20 protein-coding genes are annotated in these 15798 nt (G+C 66.1%); 6 read left to right on the top strand and 14 right to left on the bottom strand.

Annotated elements, in window-relative coordinates:
* On the top strand, positions 1-297 hold a 297-nt coding region (locus F0Q34_RS21930), incomplete at its 5' end, for a hypothetical protein (protein ID WP_161600971.1).
* A gap of 44 nt (positions 298-341) precedes the next feature.
* Here F0Q34_RS21930 and F0Q34_RS22580 read toward each other — a convergent pair.
* The 8 genes from F0Q34_RS22580 to F0Q34_RS20495 form a co-directional block, all read right to left on the bottom strand.
* Positions 342-638 (bottom strand): HGGxSTG domain-containing protein, encoded by a 297-nt coding sequence (locus tag F0Q34_RS22580; RefSeq protein ID WP_277755319.1) that lies wholly within the window; start codon positions 636-638, stop codon positions 342-344.
* Positions 635-1165 carry a hypothetical protein gene (locus F0Q34_RS20525; protein WP_149814248.1) on the bottom strand — a complete coding sequence of 177 codons (531 nt, stop codon included), beginning with the start codon at positions 1163-1165 and terminating at the stop codon, positions 635-637. The genes F0Q34_RS22580 and F0Q34_RS20525 overlap by 4 nt, the downstream gene beginning before the upstream one ends.
* Before the next feature lie 301 nt (positions 1166-1466).
* Positions 1467-4061, bottom strand: a complete 2595-nt coding sequence (locus F0Q34_RS20520; RefSeq protein WP_149814247.1) for a DUF3987 domain-containing protein — start codon at positions 4059-4061, stop codon at positions 1467-1469.
* Positions 4058-4834, bottom strand: a complete 777-nt coding sequence (locus F0Q34_RS20515; protein WP_149814246.1) for a hypothetical protein — start codon at positions 4832-4834, stop codon at positions 4058-4060. The genes F0Q34_RS20520 and F0Q34_RS20515 overlap by 4 nt, the downstream gene beginning before the upstream one ends.
* A 130-nt stretch (positions 4835-4964) precedes the next feature.
* Complete coding sequence (locus tag F0Q34_RS20510) at positions 4965-5231, bottom strand: hypothetical protein (protein ID WP_149814245.1); 267 nt, start codon at positions 5229-5231, stop codon at positions 4965-4967.
* Complete coding sequence (locus F0Q34_RS20505) at positions 5231-5434, bottom strand: hypothetical protein (RefSeq protein WP_206668111.1); 204 nt, start codon at positions 5432-5434, stop codon at positions 5231-5233. The genes F0Q34_RS20510 and F0Q34_RS20505 overlap by 1 nt, the downstream gene beginning before the upstream one ends.
* A gap of 198 nt (positions 5435-5632) precedes the next feature.
* Positions 5633-6439 (bottom strand): hypothetical protein, encoded by an 807-nt coding sequence (locus F0Q34_RS20500; RefSeq protein ID WP_149814244.1) that lies wholly within the window; start codon positions 6437-6439, stop codon positions 5633-5635.
* Between the two features lie 77 nt (positions 6440-6516).
* Positions 6517-6792, bottom strand: a complete 276-nt coding sequence (locus tag F0Q34_RS20495; RefSeq protein ID WP_149814243.1) for a hypothetical protein — start codon at positions 6790-6792, stop codon at positions 6517-6519.
* Positions 6793-7209: 417 nt separating this feature from the next.
* On the opposite strand from F0Q34_RS20495, the gene F0Q34_RS20490 reads away from it, so the two are divergent.
* The 3 genes from F0Q34_RS20490 to F0Q34_RS22575 all read left to right on the top strand — a co-directional run bounded on the left by F0Q34_RS20490 (position 7210) and on the right by F0Q34_RS22575 (position 9824).
* Positions 7210-8817 carry a hypothetical protein gene (locus tag F0Q34_RS20490; RefSeq protein WP_149814242.1) on the top strand — a complete coding sequence of 536 codons (1608 nt, stop codon included), beginning with the start codon at positions 7210-7212 and terminating at the stop codon, positions 8815-8817.
* A 320-nt stretch (positions 8818-9137) separates the two neighbouring features.
* A complete protein-coding gene (locus F0Q34_RS20485; RefSeq protein WP_149814241.1) occupies positions 9138-9563 on the top strand; it encodes a thermonuclease family protein in 426 nt (141 codons plus the stop codon).
* 21 nt (positions 9564-9584) lie between these two features.
* Positions 9585-9824 (top strand): excalibur calcium-binding domain-containing protein, encoded by a 240-nt coding sequence (locus F0Q34_RS22575; protein ID WP_277755318.1) that lies wholly within the window; start codon positions 9585-9587, stop codon positions 9822-9824.
* A 99-nt stretch (positions 9825-9923) separates the two neighbouring features.
* On the opposite strand, the gene F0Q34_RS20475 is transcribed toward F0Q34_RS22575, so the two are convergent.
* From F0Q34_RS20475 to F0Q34_RS20450, 6 genes are all read right to left on the bottom strand, one after another.
* On the bottom strand, positions 9924-10844 hold the full coding sequence (locus F0Q34_RS20475) for a hypothetical protein (protein ID WP_149814239.1): 921 nt from the start codon (positions 10842-10844) through the stop codon (positions 9924-9926).
* 50 nt (positions 10845-10894) lie between these two features.
* Positions 10895-11455, bottom strand: a complete 561-nt coding sequence (locus F0Q34_RS20470; RefSeq protein ID WP_149814238.1) for a hypothetical protein — start codon at positions 11453-11455, stop codon at positions 10895-10897.
* A gap of 76 nt (positions 11456-11531) precedes the next feature.
* Positions 11532-11948 carry a hypothetical protein gene (locus tag F0Q34_RS20465; protein ID WP_149814237.1) on the bottom strand — a complete coding sequence of 139 codons (417 nt, stop codon included), beginning with the start codon at positions 11946-11948 and terminating at the stop codon, positions 11532-11534.
* Complete coding sequence (locus F0Q34_RS20460) at positions 11945-12328, bottom strand: hypothetical protein (protein WP_149814236.1); 384 nt, start codon at positions 12326-12328, stop codon at positions 11945-11947. The genes F0Q34_RS20465 and F0Q34_RS20460 overlap by 4 nt, the downstream gene beginning before the upstream one ends.
* 952 nt (positions 12329-13280) lie before the next feature.
* Positions 13281-13505, bottom strand: a complete 225-nt coding sequence (locus tag F0Q34_RS20455; protein ID WP_149814235.1) for a helix-turn-helix domain-containing protein — start codon at positions 13503-13505, stop codon at positions 13281-13283.
* Between the two features lie 205 nt (positions 13506-13710).
* Entirely contained in the window at positions 13711-14619 is a 909-nt protein-coding gene (locus tag F0Q34_RS20450; RefSeq protein WP_149814234.1) for a 3'-5' exonuclease, read from the bottom strand.
* A 259-nt stretch (positions 14620-14878) separates the two neighbouring features.
* Here F0Q34_RS20450 and F0Q34_RS20445 point away from each other — a divergent pair, with 259 nt between their 5' ends.
* Together F0Q34_RS20445 and F0Q34_RS22095 are read left to right on the top strand one after the other, a co-directional pair.
* Entirely contained in the window at positions 14879-15556 is a 678-nt protein-coding gene (locus F0Q34_RS20445; protein ID WP_149814233.1) for a thermonuclease family protein, read from the top strand.
* A gap of 58 nt (positions 15557-15614) precedes the next feature.
* Positions 15615-15798 (top strand): methyltransferase domain-containing protein (locus tag F0Q34_RS22095; RefSeq protein WP_206668110.1); only part of this gene is annotated, 184 nt, incomplete at its 3' end.

Raw genomic sequence — 15798 nt, 5'->3', positions numbered from 1 at the left:
TCCCCTGCTGCCGACCTGGCCCCCCTCATCAAGCTCCTGCAAGCGGGCGTCCCGCCCGCCCGCGCTGCCACCGAAATCTCTCGCATCCTGGCAATCTGGGCAGCCGAACTGAAGGACGACAGCGAGCAGCTCCAGGAGCGGCTATCCGGCTTGGCCGAGCTGCTGATGACGGGGATCGAGGAAATGCACGAGGGCATCGCCGAGGCGAGCGACAAGGGGAAACCCACGCTGCGGCGGATTCTGGCGACGCATGAGGCGGTGCTGCAGGAGGTGCGAAAGGCCCAGGGGGCAGGGTAGGCCTCGGACCACCCTGCCAGAGAGCCTACGGGTGCTGAGCGGCCTCAGGGCTCCCCCTGCCCCGCCTCCTCCACCAGCTCCGCCGACCTCGCCAACAGGGCCCGCAGATGCCGCCTGAGGCTCCGTGCCTCCGCCCCGCGCCCACCATGCACCGTATGGGCCTCCCGCAGCCTCTCCAGACCCTCAGCGGTCCTCGGGCCCGTGCTGGACCCGCCATGCATCCGGCAGCGCCCATTGGCCATGGCAGGGCCCGCACAGGGCTTGCCCGTGCGGCGGGACCGGGCGCCGCAGCGGGGTGCCGCCTGGGCTAGCCGCAAGGGGTCATGCGCCGGGTATGTCATTCTGCCCCTCCCCTGCCCGGCTGCACATTGCCGACGATCGCTTGCCCGCCTTCCTGCACCACCACGCGTTCCACCCGCATCACCTGCGGGCCCTTGCCTCGCCGGCGGTCCAGCACATCCACCATGTCGGTCATGGCACGGGCCAGGTTGGCGCCGTCCTTGCGCAGCTTGGCCGCGGTGTCCTGCGGCTGGTTGGGCACCATGGCGCGGCGCAGGCACTCCATGGCGCCGAAATGCAGGGCCACGGCCTGGGCCGCCAGCATGCCCTCGATCTCGTCCCGGGGCCGAAAGGCGGCCATGGCCTGGGAGACGGCGCGGATTTTCTTGAGCCGCTCTTCCTCCGTCTCGCCGGGCGGCAACCACACGGCGGCATAGGCCTCGCTGAACAGCACCTCGTTGCTGCTGGGGCAGCGGCTGCCGCCGATGTCGCGCAGCGGGTTGTCGGGCTCGTCGGCAGGCGGGCGGACAAGCCGACTGCGTGATGCCGGCTTGTTGTCGGGAGCCTTTTGCCTGGTGGTAACCTTCATGTTCAGGCTCCAGCATTCAGCGCGAAAGCAAGTGGATGGGCCACAAGTCGCCAACAGCAGCGATCAAAGGCTTTAAGCATCCACTTCCCTTTTGTAGCAGATGCGATGCGCGGTCGACATCAGCGTTTGTGCGATCGGGCGCCTCCAAAATCCACATCGTATCCACGGGTGGCCAGTCTCCGCCGCATTTTGTCGTCAATGTCGGTACGCGCGCGTGAGACGTCAGGGCTTCAAACAATTTTTCTTATTCTGTTCCCCATCTTGCCTCGCGCGCGCGTAGCGACATTGACGACATCGGATCCTATCTCTGCTTCGCCTCACGATACCGGCGGGCCGCTTCACGGATCTCCATGCTCTTGCGTTCACGGCGCTCCTTCTCGGCCGCCGCCTCCTTGGCAAAGGTTTCGTAGAGGGCCGGGTTCACCAGGTAAGCGGCCGGATGTCGGGCCTGGTTGGCTGGCGGAAGGGCACGGATCCACCCCATCACCTCCAGCGTTTCCAGGACGTCCAATAACTCCTTCCGGCACTCAGGCGCACGGAGTGGGCGATAAGCACGCATGATGGACCGGAGCGTGATCCTGCCTTCCTTGCGCGCCTGGTCGTTGGCCAGGATGTATCCGGCGATCCAGTGGGCATGCCCGGTCTGTGGCGTCAGGAACAAGATCTCCTCGGCACGGCGTTGGTGGGGCAGCAGCACGTTGTGCATGTAGCTGGCTGCCTGGCGTGCCGTGTCCTCCGTCAGCACCGTCAGATCCGGAACCTGCTCACCGCGAGCCCGCGCGTCGGCAATCGTCACGACGTGAAAGGTCAGGGCCAAGCGAGCAAAGATGCCCGGCCACTTGGCCAGGGCCGCCTTCATCCTGGGCGACGTGTCCGGCCGGGCGCTGAACACCTTGACCAGTTGGTTGATGCTCTCCCGATGCGCGTGAGCCAGCTCGTGCAGCACCACCGTTCGCATCTCCGGCGGATCCAGGCGCAGGTCCTGCGGCGCCTCCAGGCTGCTCAGGATGGGGAAGAGAGCATGATAGCGCCCGAGAGCAGCCTGATCCGGCACGCGGTCCTCACCGTCGTCCTGGGAGGCCGGAACGCAGTACAGGAAGCGCTGCAACAGGCCATCGTCAGCTGCTTCCTTGGCAATGCGCTGGATCGGCTCGGGTTGGATGCCGCCTAGCACGCAGGCCGACCAGCTGGAGATCGAGATCGCGCCGCGGCCGACTCGGTCCATGGTAAACCGGCCCCCGTTGAAGAGCCGCAGATAGGCGGCGCGATCGCTGCCGCCCTTGCCGCCCGACTTGTAGCGATCCATGTCGCCGAGCCAGCCGGACATCTCGTCTTGCCGGCTCATGACCTTCCGGGCCGGTGCCTGCTGCTTGCTGTTGGCATCGTCGCGCAGAACCTCGGACAAGGCTTCCGTCGTGGTGCCTTCGACCAGCCAGCGCTCCAGTTTCGGTATCGGAGGCTCCGCCAAGCCATTCGCCTTGGCCTGCGCCGCGTCGACCTTCCAGAGCCGCATGGCCGTCGCGTGCGCCTCGCGGGCACGCTCGTCGAGCTTGTCGATCGGCGAGGTGGCGGCGCGCAGGACCGGCGACTTCATGATGCTGGGGTCGCCGACCAGCGCGCCCCAGAGCCGCGGGCTTTCTGTCCAGGTGTTGTCGTGCACCCGAGGCTGCACCACCCAATCATCCGAGATGACGCTGGCGCAGGAGACCACCGCGCACAGGGCCACTGCGGCCGGATCGACGCCCATGCGCGCCGCGGTGTCGAGCACGAAGGGCGCCAGCGCGTCCGGCAAGTGCTCAGGGCGCAGTTTCGGCGCGCCGGTCAACTCCGTGTCGGCCAGGAAATTCACCGGATTGGGCCATTCAGTGTCCTCATCCGCGGGCTTGCCCAGCTTGGCCCGGGCGGTGCTCACGGCGCGGGCGATATCATGGAACCGGGCTTCCCAGCGGCCCGGCTGCAGAACACCCTCCTTGCTGTCCCGCTCCGCGATGGGCACCGCCAGCATCATGCCCTTCAGGGTCAGCACGGTCTGAGCGTCGGGCATTCCGCCCTTCAGGAAGCGCATGGCCAAGGTGATCAGGGGCCGGTGATAGTCTTCGGCGGTCAAGATGGCGCGTACCAGTTCGGATGTTTTTCGGGCTTCCCCGACTTCTCCGGCCTCCTGGGAGGCCGGTACGCCGCCTCGCGGCTCGTGGGTGACGCCGGAGACGCTGGCGGCCTCCTCGAGCTTCTCCAGAGCGTCCAGAAGGTGGATTTCGCAGGCCTCGTTGAGCCCCACGATCCGCGCCAGACGCGGGGTCGATTTGAGGTGCCAGCTGCCGGGCCAGCGGATCGGATGGACGAGCGGGGTGTTGGAGGGATCGCCACCCACCAGCCGCTGGGCGAGGTAACGAGCCCGCTTCAGATCGGCGTGGTCCGCTGGCTCGCGAGAGGGTTCGGACAAGCGCCAGTAGAGGTGCAGCTTGGGCTGCACCTCGCCGGTCGCGGGGTCGGTCCATTCTCCGCCGCTGGCAACCACCACGGTGGCCGATCCGAGCAGGGCTTCCAGCCGGTCCCGGGCAGCATTGGGCGTCGCATCGCACTCCACCGCCAGCACCAAGCCATTGGCCAAGCTGGCCTCGTTCGCGCTGCCGGGGTTGCTGAAGGTCGCCACGGGCGGGCAGAACACCACCGGATAATCGGCGTTGCCGGCCGCCCGGGCCTCGGAGGTGGCAACCTCCACCAGGCTGGTCAGCGTGCTGCCCAGCTGATGCGGCGTGATGCAGAACACGCCTTCCGAACCTTCCCCGAAGGAACGGAGCGAAACATAGGTGTCCGGCTCGGCGTAGCGGAAGAGCGCGGAGACGAACTTCTCGATCTCCGCGGCGTTTGGCTGGCGCAACAGGGACCCGATCATCCCTCCATCTCCAGCGCGGCCTCGAGGTAGACGGGCGGCAAAGCTTTCGGCAGTGGCCCCACCGGCAGCCCCTGCCGCAGCTGGTCGAAGGTGGCGCTGAGATCGATGGGCCAGATACCGTGCAGGAGCGCGCTGGTCTGGTGCGTCGTCAGATGGCCGCGCTGCTGGAGCTGGGTGGCGATCTTCGTGATCCGTGCCGTCTCGGCCTGCAACATGGCCTGCAGGTGCAGTTCCAAACGCTGCATCAGCGCCATGTGCACACCGGAGACCATCGCCAGCTCCTCATCCGTCGTCGGCTGGTGGTCAGGGAACATCGCCATGACGATGGCGATCCACAGCGCTTCGAACACACCGATGAGCTCGGGCAGATCGACAGCCAAATTGGCGGGGCCGACACCCCTGCCCTGCTGGCGTTCCGCCAACGGGCCGGCGAGGCCGAAATAGGCGCGCGCCAGGCATCCGATCGGCGTGTAGACGCGCTGCTTGGCGTTCGGCAGGAGGATGAACCAGCTCGCCGGCTCATCTGGCTCGGTGTAGCCACCCCAAACGCCGTGCTCCTGCTTGATCCAGCAGCAGCGGAGCTTGACGCCCAGCAAGACGGCGATGACGGCATGGCCGGCTTCGTGCCGGGCAACATCCTTCCGCGAGGCCGGCTTCGTGTCGCCCAGCCGCACCGCTTTGCGGAGCAGGAGCGTCTGCAACGCGGCCACCTGATCGACCAGGTCAGGGGGCAAGTTGAGAGTGTTCACGCCACACGGGATGTGGGTGATCATTGGACAATTCCTTCGTGGGAATGCCCCGCGGAAAAGCCTTGGAACTGTTTCAGGAACCGCGTAAATCGAGCTTGCGAGACAGACTTGACGCGGTTCCTGCGCCCTCGGCTTTAACCGCCGGGGGCGTTGCTTATTCGGGGATGCGCGATCCGTGGCGCCAGGACCAGCCGGGCGGCGGGCGGTTCGAGGAGGAGGAGGTCAGCTCATCCTCCTTGGGCGGGTCGAGCTGGCCGTCCACGTCGGCACGGTCGCACCAGTAGCAGCTGAGCTGCTTATCCGGCGTGACGTAGGCGTGGAAGGACTCGCCGCAGCGGCGGCAGGACCAGTCCGTCGACTCGTCGTATTCATCATCCGCCGAGATGCGGACCAGCTTCGCGGGGGTGCCGGGCAGCTTCATCACACCGCCCCCTTGGCGCGCGGCAGGTTGGCCGCGAGGGCGCGGATGCTCTCCATGGTGATGAGGGTCTTCTCGCCCAGTTTGCGAGCGTCGAGCAGGCCGGCGTTGATCAGGTCGTGGCCCTTGGTCGTGCCGCAGCCGAGCATGGCGAACGCAGCCTTCCGGGGAACAAGGATGGGCTTGATGTGGTGATCGTCGAGCATAGACCGGCTCCTTTCATAAGTGACCGCACGAATGGTGGCGGTCTCCGGTGAGCAGGAGCCTGGAGACTTATTTACCTGAATGCATCCGCGCTATTCGCGCCGTCAAAAATTCCCGGTACGAATAGAGAGCGAGATAAGCCGCATAAATTTCTTTCCCATGCGAGATGAGGTGACCACACGTCGAAGGAGTCCGGTCTATCAAACATCGGTATCGGTAAGTGGATCAAAGAGGTCGCGTACCTTTTGGTCCTTGGGAATAGGGCCTGATTGACTCCACTCAGGCAGGCGGTGCTTGGCAAGTGCGGCTCGCATCATTTGTCTCGAGGGACACCGTGGGCCGAAGCGGCGTCGGATCGCATCCATATCCTGTCCTATGGAAGGTCGCTTGCCGATCTTGTGGAATGCCTGAACGCGCTGCTTGCAGTACTTGTTCAGTTCAGCCTTTGACACGATCTCTCGCTTTGCTGATGACGGCTGAACGGCCACCGAATTTGAAGGCGGCCGCGCTGCGGAACCAGCCGGAGTTTCATCTGAAGCTGCTGTGCCGACTTGCACCAATCCGCAGACACGAAAAAGCCGAACAGCATTCTTTTCAATCAGCGCCTCGAGCCCAAATTTCGCAATCTGCCGCACATCATACCAGCGCACCCAGATGCTGCGATAATCTCCATGCGAATACCGAATGGTCCCGGCCTCCAGATCGGGTTCGGAGGCATGGAAATCATGCACCCGGATGCTGCCGTCCTTGGTTTCCTCCATCCAAGGAAGGGGCTGGCACCCGTCGCAACCGCGCGGAAGTGAGGCTCCTGTAAGTCGAGGGCGGGCGGGGCCGCTGCTTCTCGCGTCGCCAACCCGATTGTCGATGAGGCCTCGTGCTAGAGCTTCACAAACATTCTCGGAGATTTCTCGTGCGTCTTGGCCATAGCGGCGCTTAATCTCGACATGGGCTCGAGCCAGCGGAATCCAGGTTCCGCCGATGATCTGATGCGCCTCATCCGTTGCCATGGCAATGCGGGTCCTCACTCGAATCCTGCTCATTATAAACGCTCCCTAACATCGGGTAGCCGCAATTTTGGTGCCGCCTATGCAATGCTGCGCCTGGCGGGATCGGCCGGGAGGGCTGGCGTAGCCGGCTGAACGCCATCGCCGATGGCGTAGAGCGTGCCATCCAGCCCACAGGTGAAGGGCAGCATAGTCCATTCGAGGATCTCGTCCGCCGCCGGGTCCAGCGCGGTGGTCTCGAGGTCGATCAGCAGGCCGGTGCGGATGGGCGTGCCGGGTGGCGGCTCCACCGCAGCGCAGGGCTCCACCTGGCGCAGGACGCGATAGCGGCCGCTCGCCTCCAGGGCAGCGGCCATCGCCTCGAGATCCTCGGGGCCAAGTGGAGGGGCAGAGGGAACGGACATGCGCCTGCTCTGCAGCAGGCTGGGCTGCTGGTCCAGGGCAGGACCACACCGCGCCACCCCAGGGGAGCTGGAGGTCAGACGCGGCCCACCTGTCGGACGGCTATAGTTGGCTGGGGGCGACAAACCGATTTCAGGCACGCTAGCCTGGAACAGCAGACACCCAGCTTCTCCGGAGTAAAGTGGTCTGCTTCCCGCTATGTTAATCAAAGAAGCAGGCACGAACAGGCAGCAGCGACCAGAGCCCTCGACCGGCGACGGTTTTTCGGCAATCCTGTCGGAACGGCAACGACGCCGCTTCCATGTTGGCGGACAGCTTTCCTACCCCGCCCGTAGCGGCATCAGGGGGAGGCCATGACACGCGGCGCGACCATGACGATCGTCGATCTGAAAGCCCGGGCGCGCAGGTACCGTCGGCACGCCCTGCTCGTGCTCGGTGCCTCCCTGCTCCTCGGGTTCTTTGCCGTTTTGGACCCCTTCGCCCTCACCCACGCCGTCCGCGCACTGCTTGCCGGTCTGGGCATCGTCGCCCTTCTCGCCTGCCTGCCTCCAGCCCTTGCCTACTGGAAGCACCATCGGCAGATCCGCGGATACGGGCATACGGAGGACCAGATCGCTGCAATCATGGCCTCCGAGAGCTCGCATGACATCAGGCTGCGCCTGGAAGCGGCGGTCGCATCCTCAGGCCGCTACCCGGTGGCCAGGGAACTGGTCGAGCAGGCTAGGCCGGGCATCGCCTCCCATCTCGAAGCGGTGCTCCTGAAGGAAGAGGAGGAGCGAGACAAGGCCGCAAGGGACGCTCGCTTGCGAAGGCTGGATGCCGCGTTTGGCACGGCGCAGACGCTGAGCACCGCGTCCATCGAGCACCAGCGGCAGAACTCACCGGCTGTCCGGGCCGATAGGCTCATCGCGGATGGAGCCGCCAAACTCCGGAAGCTGAAAGCCGACCTGCAGGCCCGGTGGGAAGAGAAGGACAGGCAACTGTCCTGGTGGGGAAAGCTCAACCACGAGCCACTAGACACCTCCACCCTGGACAGGAAGCTGGAGGAACTCGAGAAGGCAGGCCGACGCCTCAAGTCCTCCGGGGATCTCGAAAGGACGCGCGGGTTCTTCGACCAGAAGGGGGCCCGCACCCAGCGTCGGCTGGACGCATCGAGGCTCGCGGCGTTGAGGACCGTGCCGATGTCGCACCGGGAGGCATATGACGAGGAGCGGATCGCCAGGAACTCGCTTTTCCTCGCCGCGATGTCCGTGCCTGTGTCCGCGTGGAACGACGTCACGCAGGCCGGGGAGGTCTACGACGCACTGCGTGAGGTGAACAAGACCTACGCGCACATGAGCGACTTCGAAATATGGCTGCACACGCTGATGTTGCCGGGTGAAAGCCTCGCAGGCCTGGCCTCTCTCGCCAAGGGCTCGTATTTTGAGAGGCTGGTCGAGGCAGACTCCGGCGGCGAGCGGTTCGAGCACTTCAACCACCCCGACACGGATATCGTCATCGACGGCGTCGCCTATCAACTCAAGGCGACGGACAGCGCCAGCTACATCGAAACCGTCGATGCGGACATCCTGGTGATCGCCACCTCGGAGGTTGCCCTGGCAACCGGGGCGATCGACTCTGGCTACAGCGACGCGGAGCTCGAGGCTTCGGTCGACCTCGCCCTGGGAGGAAGCATCGCGGATGCCAGCGACACGGCCGTTGACGCCGTCCTGACCAGCATCGGGGGTGTCGGCCTGCTGTCGATCCTGAAGGGGATCCAGCGCGGCTCTGCCAGCTACCAGGCAGACGGCGACCTGGAAGGCGCGGTGATCAATGGGGTCGAGGCCGCGGCCGTCGGCACCGCCAAGGCGTTCGTTGACACGGCAGAACTCGGCTACAAGGTCGCCACCTCGGGCCCAAGCCGGTTCATCGGACGGCTGGTCCTCAAGGGGCTCACTGGCGCCGTGAATGCAATCGATCGACAGATCGAACAGAAGTAACGCTTTCGTGCCCGCTTTCGGAAAGGTGGTTTTATTCCACGTCTGCGAGGAACGCGAAGCGGCCATGCCGGCTGCCTTCACAGCGTGGCGGCTTCGCTCAAAACATAACTGGCGCCTTTGACCGGTGCAGGCCACGGCGTCAGCCGCGGAAGGTCTTCCTGAAGTAGATCAGCCACATGGAGAGCGTTCCGCGACGGCAGTACCGCGCCGAGCGGCGAGAAGTGATCATCAACTCATGGTTGCAACGCTGCAATCACCAATATCACGGATGCGTGATTCTGCTGCGGCCTGCGGCTCGGCCGTCGCTATAGGCGGCGGCCATGCGCCCCCTCTCCCGCTTCCTGCTCCTCCTCGTCCCGCTCCTCGTCACCCAACCCGCACTTGCCGCCGAGCTGCTCGGTCGGGTGGTCGCGATCCAGGACGGCGACACGCTGACCCTGCTGACACCCGAGCGGCGGCAGGTGCGGGTGCGGCTCTACGGCATCGACGCGCCCGAGAGCCGGCAGCCCTATGGCACGCGAGCGCGGCAAGAGCTCTCCGACCTCGCCTTCAACCGGCAGGCCCGGGTGCTGGTCGAGGACACCGACCGCTACGGCCGCACGGTGGGGCGGGTCTGGGTGGGGTCCACCGATGTCAACGCGGCGCTGGTCTGCCGCGGCGCTGCCTGGGTCTACCGGCAGTACAACCGCGATCCTGGCCTGCCGCCGCTGGAGGCGGAGGCGCGGACCACCCGGCGGGGGCTCTGAGCCCTGCCGGAGCGCGAGCAGGTGCCGCCCTGGGCCTGGCGGCAGCAGCAGGCCCAGGGCGGCACCTCCCGGGCGGCGGCGCCCTCGAGCAGCGGGACGGCCACCGGTGTCGCTGGGGCAGCCCGGTTCAGCTGCGGAGCCAAGCGGACCTGCGGCGAGATGGCGAGCTGCGCTGAGGCACGCTTCCATCTGGCGCAATGCGGGCTGACGCGGCTGGACGACGACCGCGACGGCGTGCCCTGCGAGCGGCTGTGCCGCTAGGGCTGCGTGGCTCTTGCCGACCGGGCGGGTTGGTTGCTGGCCATGATCACCAGCAACCATCTCCTTGATAGATTCACGCGAACCTTGTCACACCACAGATCATCCACGCGGAAGGCGAATGTTCCCTGCTTCTCCGCGGTCCAGGAAACGGCCGGGTAGCGCCTGCTCTAGCTTCTGCCGGTGCGGCCTCCACGCCTCTCCACGCCTCTGATCATCGTCGAAGCTGAACACGAGCAATCCGACCTCTGGACAGGGTGCCATGACAAGGCATTCCGGCTGGTCTGCGATCTTCTGGACCAACGGGTCCGCGGCTCGCTTACCGCCGCGCATCGTAGCAATCTGCACAAGATTGGCCGCGACCTGACGGTAGCTGCAGAGGATCGATGCACGGTGAACATCCAGAACGCGCCGATACCGGGCGATCTGGTCAAGAACTTCTGGGGTTCCCTCGCCTGCGGCTCGCAAGGAGCCACGGTTCTCGAACAGCTTGGCTTCCCAGAACACGAGGCGGACGGAATCTCCGTTTGCTTCAAGTGCCGCAATGTCGATTTGTGACGCCTCCTGGGGCACTGCAATCTCAACATCGAGCGCATGCGGGTTCCGTCCCCGACCAACAATCTCCTGGACGCCCTGCTTCTCCCGCGGGGCAAAGCGCTCTGCAGCCCTTTTGAGCTTCGCGAGTGTCTTTCCCGGCTCGAATTCGTGAATGATCATGCGTTCAAGGGCTGCCGGAGACCAACGGCGACCGTCAAAAGAAACAAGATTCTTGAGATCGGGATCGAGCAGGTACTTGGGGTGAGTTTGCGCCGTGACTCGGCGGTTGCCGGCATGCCCTATCTTGAACAGCGACTGCCCTTTCCAGTAGACGTTCAGGTACTCCCTGCGGATCGCGATGATCAGTCCCGGGTCGTCGAGAACGTCCCGCCACCAGCTCGGCTGACCAGCGAGCTCCGTGAGCCCATCCATGAACTCGGGGCTGGTGATGCCGCGCGCGAACATCTCGCCATCGGGTTGGCGCATCGCATTGTCTCCTCGGATGTGATGTGTTGGCCGGGTTTTCGGTCGCCGGCTTACAGAAAACTGCGCTCGGGCTGTTCTCCCAGCCCAAGGGCCCGCAAGCGCGACCAGGTGCTGCAGCGTTCCGCCGCCTCTGGCCAGCGCAGGAGCATGAGATCCCGGAAGAGTTCGACCCATGCTTGCCGGTGTGCCGCTCCGCACTCCTGCAGGCGCCGCCTGTGCCGCAGCTGCACTTCAGCCTCTCCCGGTCTGGAAGCGTACTCCAGGAAGCTGCTGTAGGGGCCAGCCAGATCCGCGAAGCGCCGGGCCATGGATGGCAGCACCATCGGCACCCCTGCGGACCTCATCTGGCGCGGGGTCCAATCGTCGCGCCAGATGATGTCAAACTCGACGGTGAGAAGGTCGAGCAACTGCCTGTTATAGGCTCGGGTATCTGGCCTTGCGCCGGCCTGGCGCAGCTTCCACCCCTCAAGGATGATACGGCAGCACTCCTCGAAGGTGATCCGGTCATCAGGCTCGGGCGCTTCGCTGCTGGATGCGCTGCTGGCCTCGAAGGCCTGAAGGAACTCATCGATCTCCCGCGCCAGCTTCTGATCTTCCTCATCATCGCTCATGACCAAGATCCCCCGATGCTGTTGCGAACAAGGCCGCCAGCCCGGTTGCACGGGCCAGATCTGGAATGCGGCGGCTCTAGAGCCGCCGCAGGCTGACGTAATGTGGGTCCCCGCGGAGATCGAAGCTGCCCTCCGACAGCCCGAAGCGCCCGGCGATCAAGGCCAACCATGGCGCCTGCTGCAGCTGTCGGTCGGCATAAACGGTGAAGCGCTGGCCCGGGACGAGGTAGACGACGCGGCCGCGGGGCCACTCCTCATACTCGGACCAAGTGGGCGCGGTCGGCAGGCCGCGCTGGCGCAACACGCCGGCCCCCAGCCGCTCCAGCGACAGCCAGTGATCATAGTGGCCGCCATGCGTCAGGAAGTCGCCATAAGGTTCGGCCTGATCCAGGGGCACGAGGTCGGCGAGCAGCGTGGCCGGCCGGCCGCCGCCGCCAACTCCCCAGAAGATCCCGACGGCGGGTGTGGCAGCCTCGGCGGCGCCGAGCGTCATGCGCGGCTCCCACGCCGGCGTTCCTCGATCCGGAAGTATGTCCGGCTGCCGATCGGCTTGCCGTTCTTCTCGTAGCGGCCGGAGGCCCAGCACTCCGGACGTTCGGCGAAAACCTCCCAGACAAGAGCGCCAAAGCACAGGCCCGAGGCCTCACGATCGCCCCGGGCGGCCTTGGTGTGCAGCGGCTCGAAGGGCGTGCCGGCCCATTGCTTGCCGGGCATCCACCCAGCCGTGTGGATCTCGCCGCGCTCGATCATGGCGTTGATCGCGGCCTTCGCCGTCGCGATCTCCGCCGAGGACAGGCGTGACATCCAGGCGCGGTACTGGGCCTGGCGCGGCATCCTCATGATCGGACGGCCAGTCTCAAGATCAATCAGCATGTCAGGAACCTCCGAGTGGCCCGAACAAGAACCGAGCCTCGTTTGTGACGGATCAAGACAACAGTGACGTGGGGCCTAACGGATCAAGGCCGCCGTTCGCCCAGGGCAGCTTCGGTGGACGCCTCAGGATACCGCCTGCATGCATCGACAATTGGCCAGTACGACAGCCCTTGCCTTTACGGCGACGGTCAAGGCACTAAATTACACGGTTGGGGGACGGCACAGCCGCCAGTGAGCCTCTTGATCTTCAAGCTCACCAGCCTCTAGCGAACCCAGGGCGGTTCGAATGGCCCGAGCGTCTGATCGTGAACCTTATTCGTTTACATAGTCGGCCGCACGTAGCTGAGGAGATAGATTCGCTGGGTTGAAGGCTTTGATATGGCATAGCGGACGGTGGCAGCGGCTCACTGGAAGTCTGACAGAGCCATCCGCTGTCTCAGACTGAGCATTGGGCATCTCCCCGCGGCCTGTAAGGCCCAAACGAAAATGCGAGTACCCTGCTTTTAGGCACTCCGCTGACTTTTCTCGCAGCGTTTCAAGGGAGAAGTCGTCGGGAAACTTAGCCATGCGCGATGTCTCCAAATCCAGGACTGAGTGTCCTAGGGAATACCTATTCGCGCGAGGCCTCGAGAAGTTCAGAGTCGCACAGGTCAGGAGCGGAAAAATTTGCCTTAAGCGCTTGATCCGCATTCATATAACTATTTTGTTACCTTCGTAATGATGCGCCCTTGCTTGAGGGAGGCCTGCTGCCCGCAGGATGCATCATCATTTCTGTTGCCGGTTGCGCTTGTGGTATTGCGGCTCTTCCCTCGCGTGCACTGCGAGACCCGTCATCCTCCTACCTGATAACGCCGGCATCTCATGCGGCGTCGAGTAGTGGGGCTTCGCCGGCAGGATGCTTTCCCGCGGCAGGCGGGATTGCTGATGAGGACAGGGATCTTGCGCAGTGTTGTCACCGGGCGGGGCGGCGCTGGCGGGCGAGCCAGGCCCGGAGGTCAGCCTCGGCGATGCGCAGCATGCTGCCGAAGCGGAGCACGGCCAGGCGCCGCAGGCGGATCTGCCGGCGCAGCGTGCTGGGCGAGAGGGCGGTGATCTCGCAGACCTGGGCCAGGGTGAGCAGGCGCGGCAGCGCGGACGCGGATGCGTTCGGCGCCGCGCCGGGGGACGGGTCGGTCATGGTGGGGATTTCCGGAACCGGAAGGGGCCGCGAGGGGCCGGGCGGACATGAAAAAAGGCGGCTGCCGGGGGCAGTCGCCTTGGGAAGCCGGCCAGGGGCCGGAGGCGGACGCAGATCGCGCCGCACCGGAAGTCAATACCTTACAGGTTGATCGGCCCGCAATATAAATCGCGCTCCTGATCCTTGTTCCGGTCTTCGCGTGGCCTCACACCCGCTCCGAGTAACGGTCCCGGGCGGTGATCCGCCGCATCGGCGGTTCCATCGCGCGGCCGTAGATCTCCTCCCGCAGGAAGGCGAGTTCCGCCTCCCGCTCAGCCTCGGTCACGTCGCGGTACCAGGCGCGCGGCTGCTGTTCTGTCGCCTCGCCATTCCAGCGATAGCCGCGCGCCTTGAGCCGGTCCTTTTGCTCGAAGGGCGCGTCGGCCGCCCAGATCCGCCAGGAGGCCTGCCGGGCGCTGTCCAGCAACCTGGCGAGCGCGGTCTGTCCGCAGCGCGGCAGCGGCCGCGCCAGGATGGCCAGCGTTGCCCGGCAGTCATGCACCGCCCGGTGGCCGCCAAAGAACAAGCCGCAGCGCATGGCCAGGTAGCCGAGCCGCCTGCCCTCGAAGCCCTCCGCCGCCCAGTCCACCCCGTCCATGGAGCAGGCCCAGGGCTTGTCGGCGAAGCCGGCCCAGAACCGCTCGGCGAAGCGCCGGTCGAAGCCGGCATTGTGCGCGATCACCAGCGCCGCCGGCGCGGCGAAGGCCGCCACCTCCTCCGGGTCGATCCGCTGCCCGGCCACCATGGCATCGGTGATGCCGGTCAGTTCGGTGACCGCCGGCGGGATCGGCCGGGAGGGCTGGCGCAGCCGGCTGAACGCCTCGCCAACACCATAGAGCGTGCCGTCCAGCCCATAGGTGAAGGGCAGCATGGCCCATTCGATGATCTCGTCCTGCTTCGGGTCGAGCCCGGTGGTTTCCAGGTCCAGCAGCAGGCCCAGGCGGGTGGGCGTGCCGGGTGGCGGCTCCACGGAGGAGCACGGCTCGACCCGCCGCAGTACCCGGTAGCGGCCGCTGGCCTCCAGGGTCGCGGCCAGGGCTTCCAGATCGGCGTCTGCGGCATGGTGGGACAGCATGCCGCCCCTCATGCCCTGTACCGGGCTGCCGATCTAGGGCTGAGCGGATCCTGAGCGCGGTTCCGCGTTCACCGGCGCCTGGCCTCAGGATCGCACCGCGGCGTGGCGGACGCTCCAGGCGGGAACGGACCCTCATTGGATCGCCACTGGCCCTCCGCCCGGTGTAGAGGGAGGCCAGCAGGACCCATTCGCCCGGCCGGAGACATCCGCCGAGCGGCTCGCGTTCTGGTGCTGTCACTTGTGGATCCTGTCTTCCGCCATGTCTGTTTTGCGTCTGTTGCTCGCCCCTGTTCTCTTTCTCCTGCTGCTCTCCTTCCCGGCTCTGGCCGCGGATCTGCGCGGCGAGGTGGTCGGCATCAGCGATGGCGACACGCTCACCCTGCTGACGCCCGACAAGCGGCAGCTGCGGGTGCGGCTGGCGGAGATCGACGCGCCGGAAAGCCGCCAGCCCTGGGGCAGCCGAGCGCAGCAGGCGCTGTCCGCGCTGGTGTTCCGCCAGGCGGTGGTGGTGACGGTGCGGGAAACCGACCGCTATGGCCGCAGCGTGGGCACGGTGTGGGTCGATGGCCGCAGCGCCAATGCCGAGATGGTCCGTCAGGGGCAGGCCTGGGTGTACCGCCAGTACCTGCGCGACCGCTCCCTGCTGGCGCTGGAGGAGGAAGCCCGGCAGGCCAAACGCGGCCTCTGGGCGCTGCCGGAGGCGGAGCGGGTGCCGCCCTGGCAGTGGCGCCGGCAGGGGCCGACCAGCCAGCCGGCGCCCGCGCCGCTACCCCTGGCTTCGGCGGCCGCCGGATCAGCGGCCTTCAGCTGCGGCGGCAAGCGCTACTGCCGCGAGATGTCGAGCTGTGCCGAGGCACGCTTTCACCTGCAGCAATGCGGGCTGAGCCGTTTGGACGGAGATCGCGACGGCGTCCCCTGCGAGAGCCTCTGCCGCTAGGGCTGCGGCCCTCACCGCCGGCTTGGCAGCAGTGGCGGCCAATGGCGATACTCGGCCGATGTCCTGGTATGACGCGCAGGCCGCGACCCTGGTGCCGCGCTACGAGGCGGTGGAGCCCGGGGCGCTGCACGCCTGGTGGCGCGACCTGCTGCCCGAAGCCTCCGCCGCCCTGCTCGACCTCGGCGCCGGCAGCGGCCGCGACGCGGCCTGGCTCGCCGCGCTCGGCCACGAAGTGGTGGCCG

The organism is Teichococcus oryzae, from assembly GCF_008386565.1.
Classification (GTDB): domain Bacteria; phylum Pseudomonadota; class Alphaproteobacteria; order Acetobacterales; family Acetobacteraceae; genus Pseudoroseomonas; species Pseudoroseomonas oryzae.
Note: the sequence above shows the minus strand (reverse complement) of the source record. Positions and strands in the feature narration are given on the sequence as shown.

What these genes read in the sequence shown, in the direction of transcription:
- F0Q34_RS22580 (WP_277755319.1), bottom strand. Translation starts at nt 638, where the DNA reads ATGACATACCCGGCGCATGACCCCTTGCGGCTAGCCCAGGCGGCACCC.
- F0Q34_RS20525 (WP_149814248.1), bottom strand. Translation starts at nt 1,165, where the DNA reads ATGAAGGTTACCACCAGGCAAAAGGCTCCCGACAACAAGCCGGCATCA.
- F0Q34_RS20520 (WP_149814247.1), bottom strand. Translation starts at nt 4,061, where the DNA reads ATGATCGGGTCCCTGTTGCGCCAGCCAAACGCCGCGGAGATCGAGAAG.
- F0Q34_RS20515 (WP_149814246.1), bottom strand. Translation starts at nt 4,834, where the DNA reads ATGATCACCCACATCCCGTGTGGCGTGAACACTCTCAACTTGCCCCCT.
- F0Q34_RS20510 (WP_149814245.1), bottom strand. Translation starts at nt 5,231, where the DNA reads ATGAAGCTGCCCGGCACCCCCGCGAAGCTGGTCCGCATCTCGGCGGAT.
- F0Q34_RS20505 (WP_206668111.1), bottom strand. Translation starts at nt 5,434, where the DNA reads ATGCTCGACGATCACCACATCAAGCCCATCCTTGTTCCCCGGAAGGCT.
- F0Q34_RS20500 (WP_149814244.1), bottom strand. Translation starts at nt 6,439, where the DNA reads ATGGCAACGGATGAGGCGCATCAGATCATCGGCGGAACCTGGATTCCG.
- F0Q34_RS20495 (WP_149814243.1), bottom strand. Translation starts at nt 6,792, where the DNA reads ATGGCCGCTGCCCTGGAGGCGAGCGGCCGCTATCGCGTCCTGCGCCAG.
- F0Q34_RS20490 (WP_149814242.1), top strand. Translation starts at nt 7,210, where the DNA reads ATGACGATCGTCGATCTGAAAGCCCGGGCGCGCAGGTACCGTCGGCAC.
- F0Q34_RS20485 (WP_149814241.1), top strand. Translation starts at nt 9,138, where the DNA reads ATGCGCCCCCTCTCCCGCTTCCTGCTCCTCCTCGTCCCGCTCCTCGTC.
- F0Q34_RS20475 (WP_149814239.1), bottom strand. Translation starts at nt 10,844, where the DNA reads ATGCGCCAACCCGATGGCGAGATGTTCGCGCGCGGCATCACCAGCCCC.
- F0Q34_RS20470 (WP_149814238.1), bottom strand. Translation starts at nt 11,455, where the DNA reads ATGAGCGATGATGAGGAAGATCAGAAGCTGGCGCGGGAGATCGATGAG.
- F0Q34_RS20465 (WP_149814237.1), bottom strand. Translation starts at nt 11,948, where the DNA reads ATGACGCTCGGCGCCGCCGAGGCTGCCACACCCGCCGTCGGGATCTTC.
- F0Q34_RS20460 (WP_149814236.1), bottom strand. Translation starts at nt 12,328, where the DNA reads ATGCTGATTGATCTTGAGACTGGCCGTCCGATCATGAGGATGCCGCGC.
- F0Q34_RS20455 (WP_149814235.1), bottom strand. Translation starts at nt 13,505, where the DNA reads ATGACCGACCCGTCCCCCGGCGCGGCGCCGAACGCATCCGCGTCCGCG.
- F0Q34_RS20450 (WP_149814234.1), bottom strand. Translation starts at nt 14,619, where the DNA reads ATGCTGTCCCACCATGCCGCAGACGCCGATCTGGAAGCCCTGGCCGCG.
- F0Q34_RS20445 (WP_149814233.1), top strand. Translation starts at nt 14,879, where the DNA reads ATGTCTGTTTTGCGTCTGTTGCTCGCCCCTGTTCTCTTTCTCCTGCTG.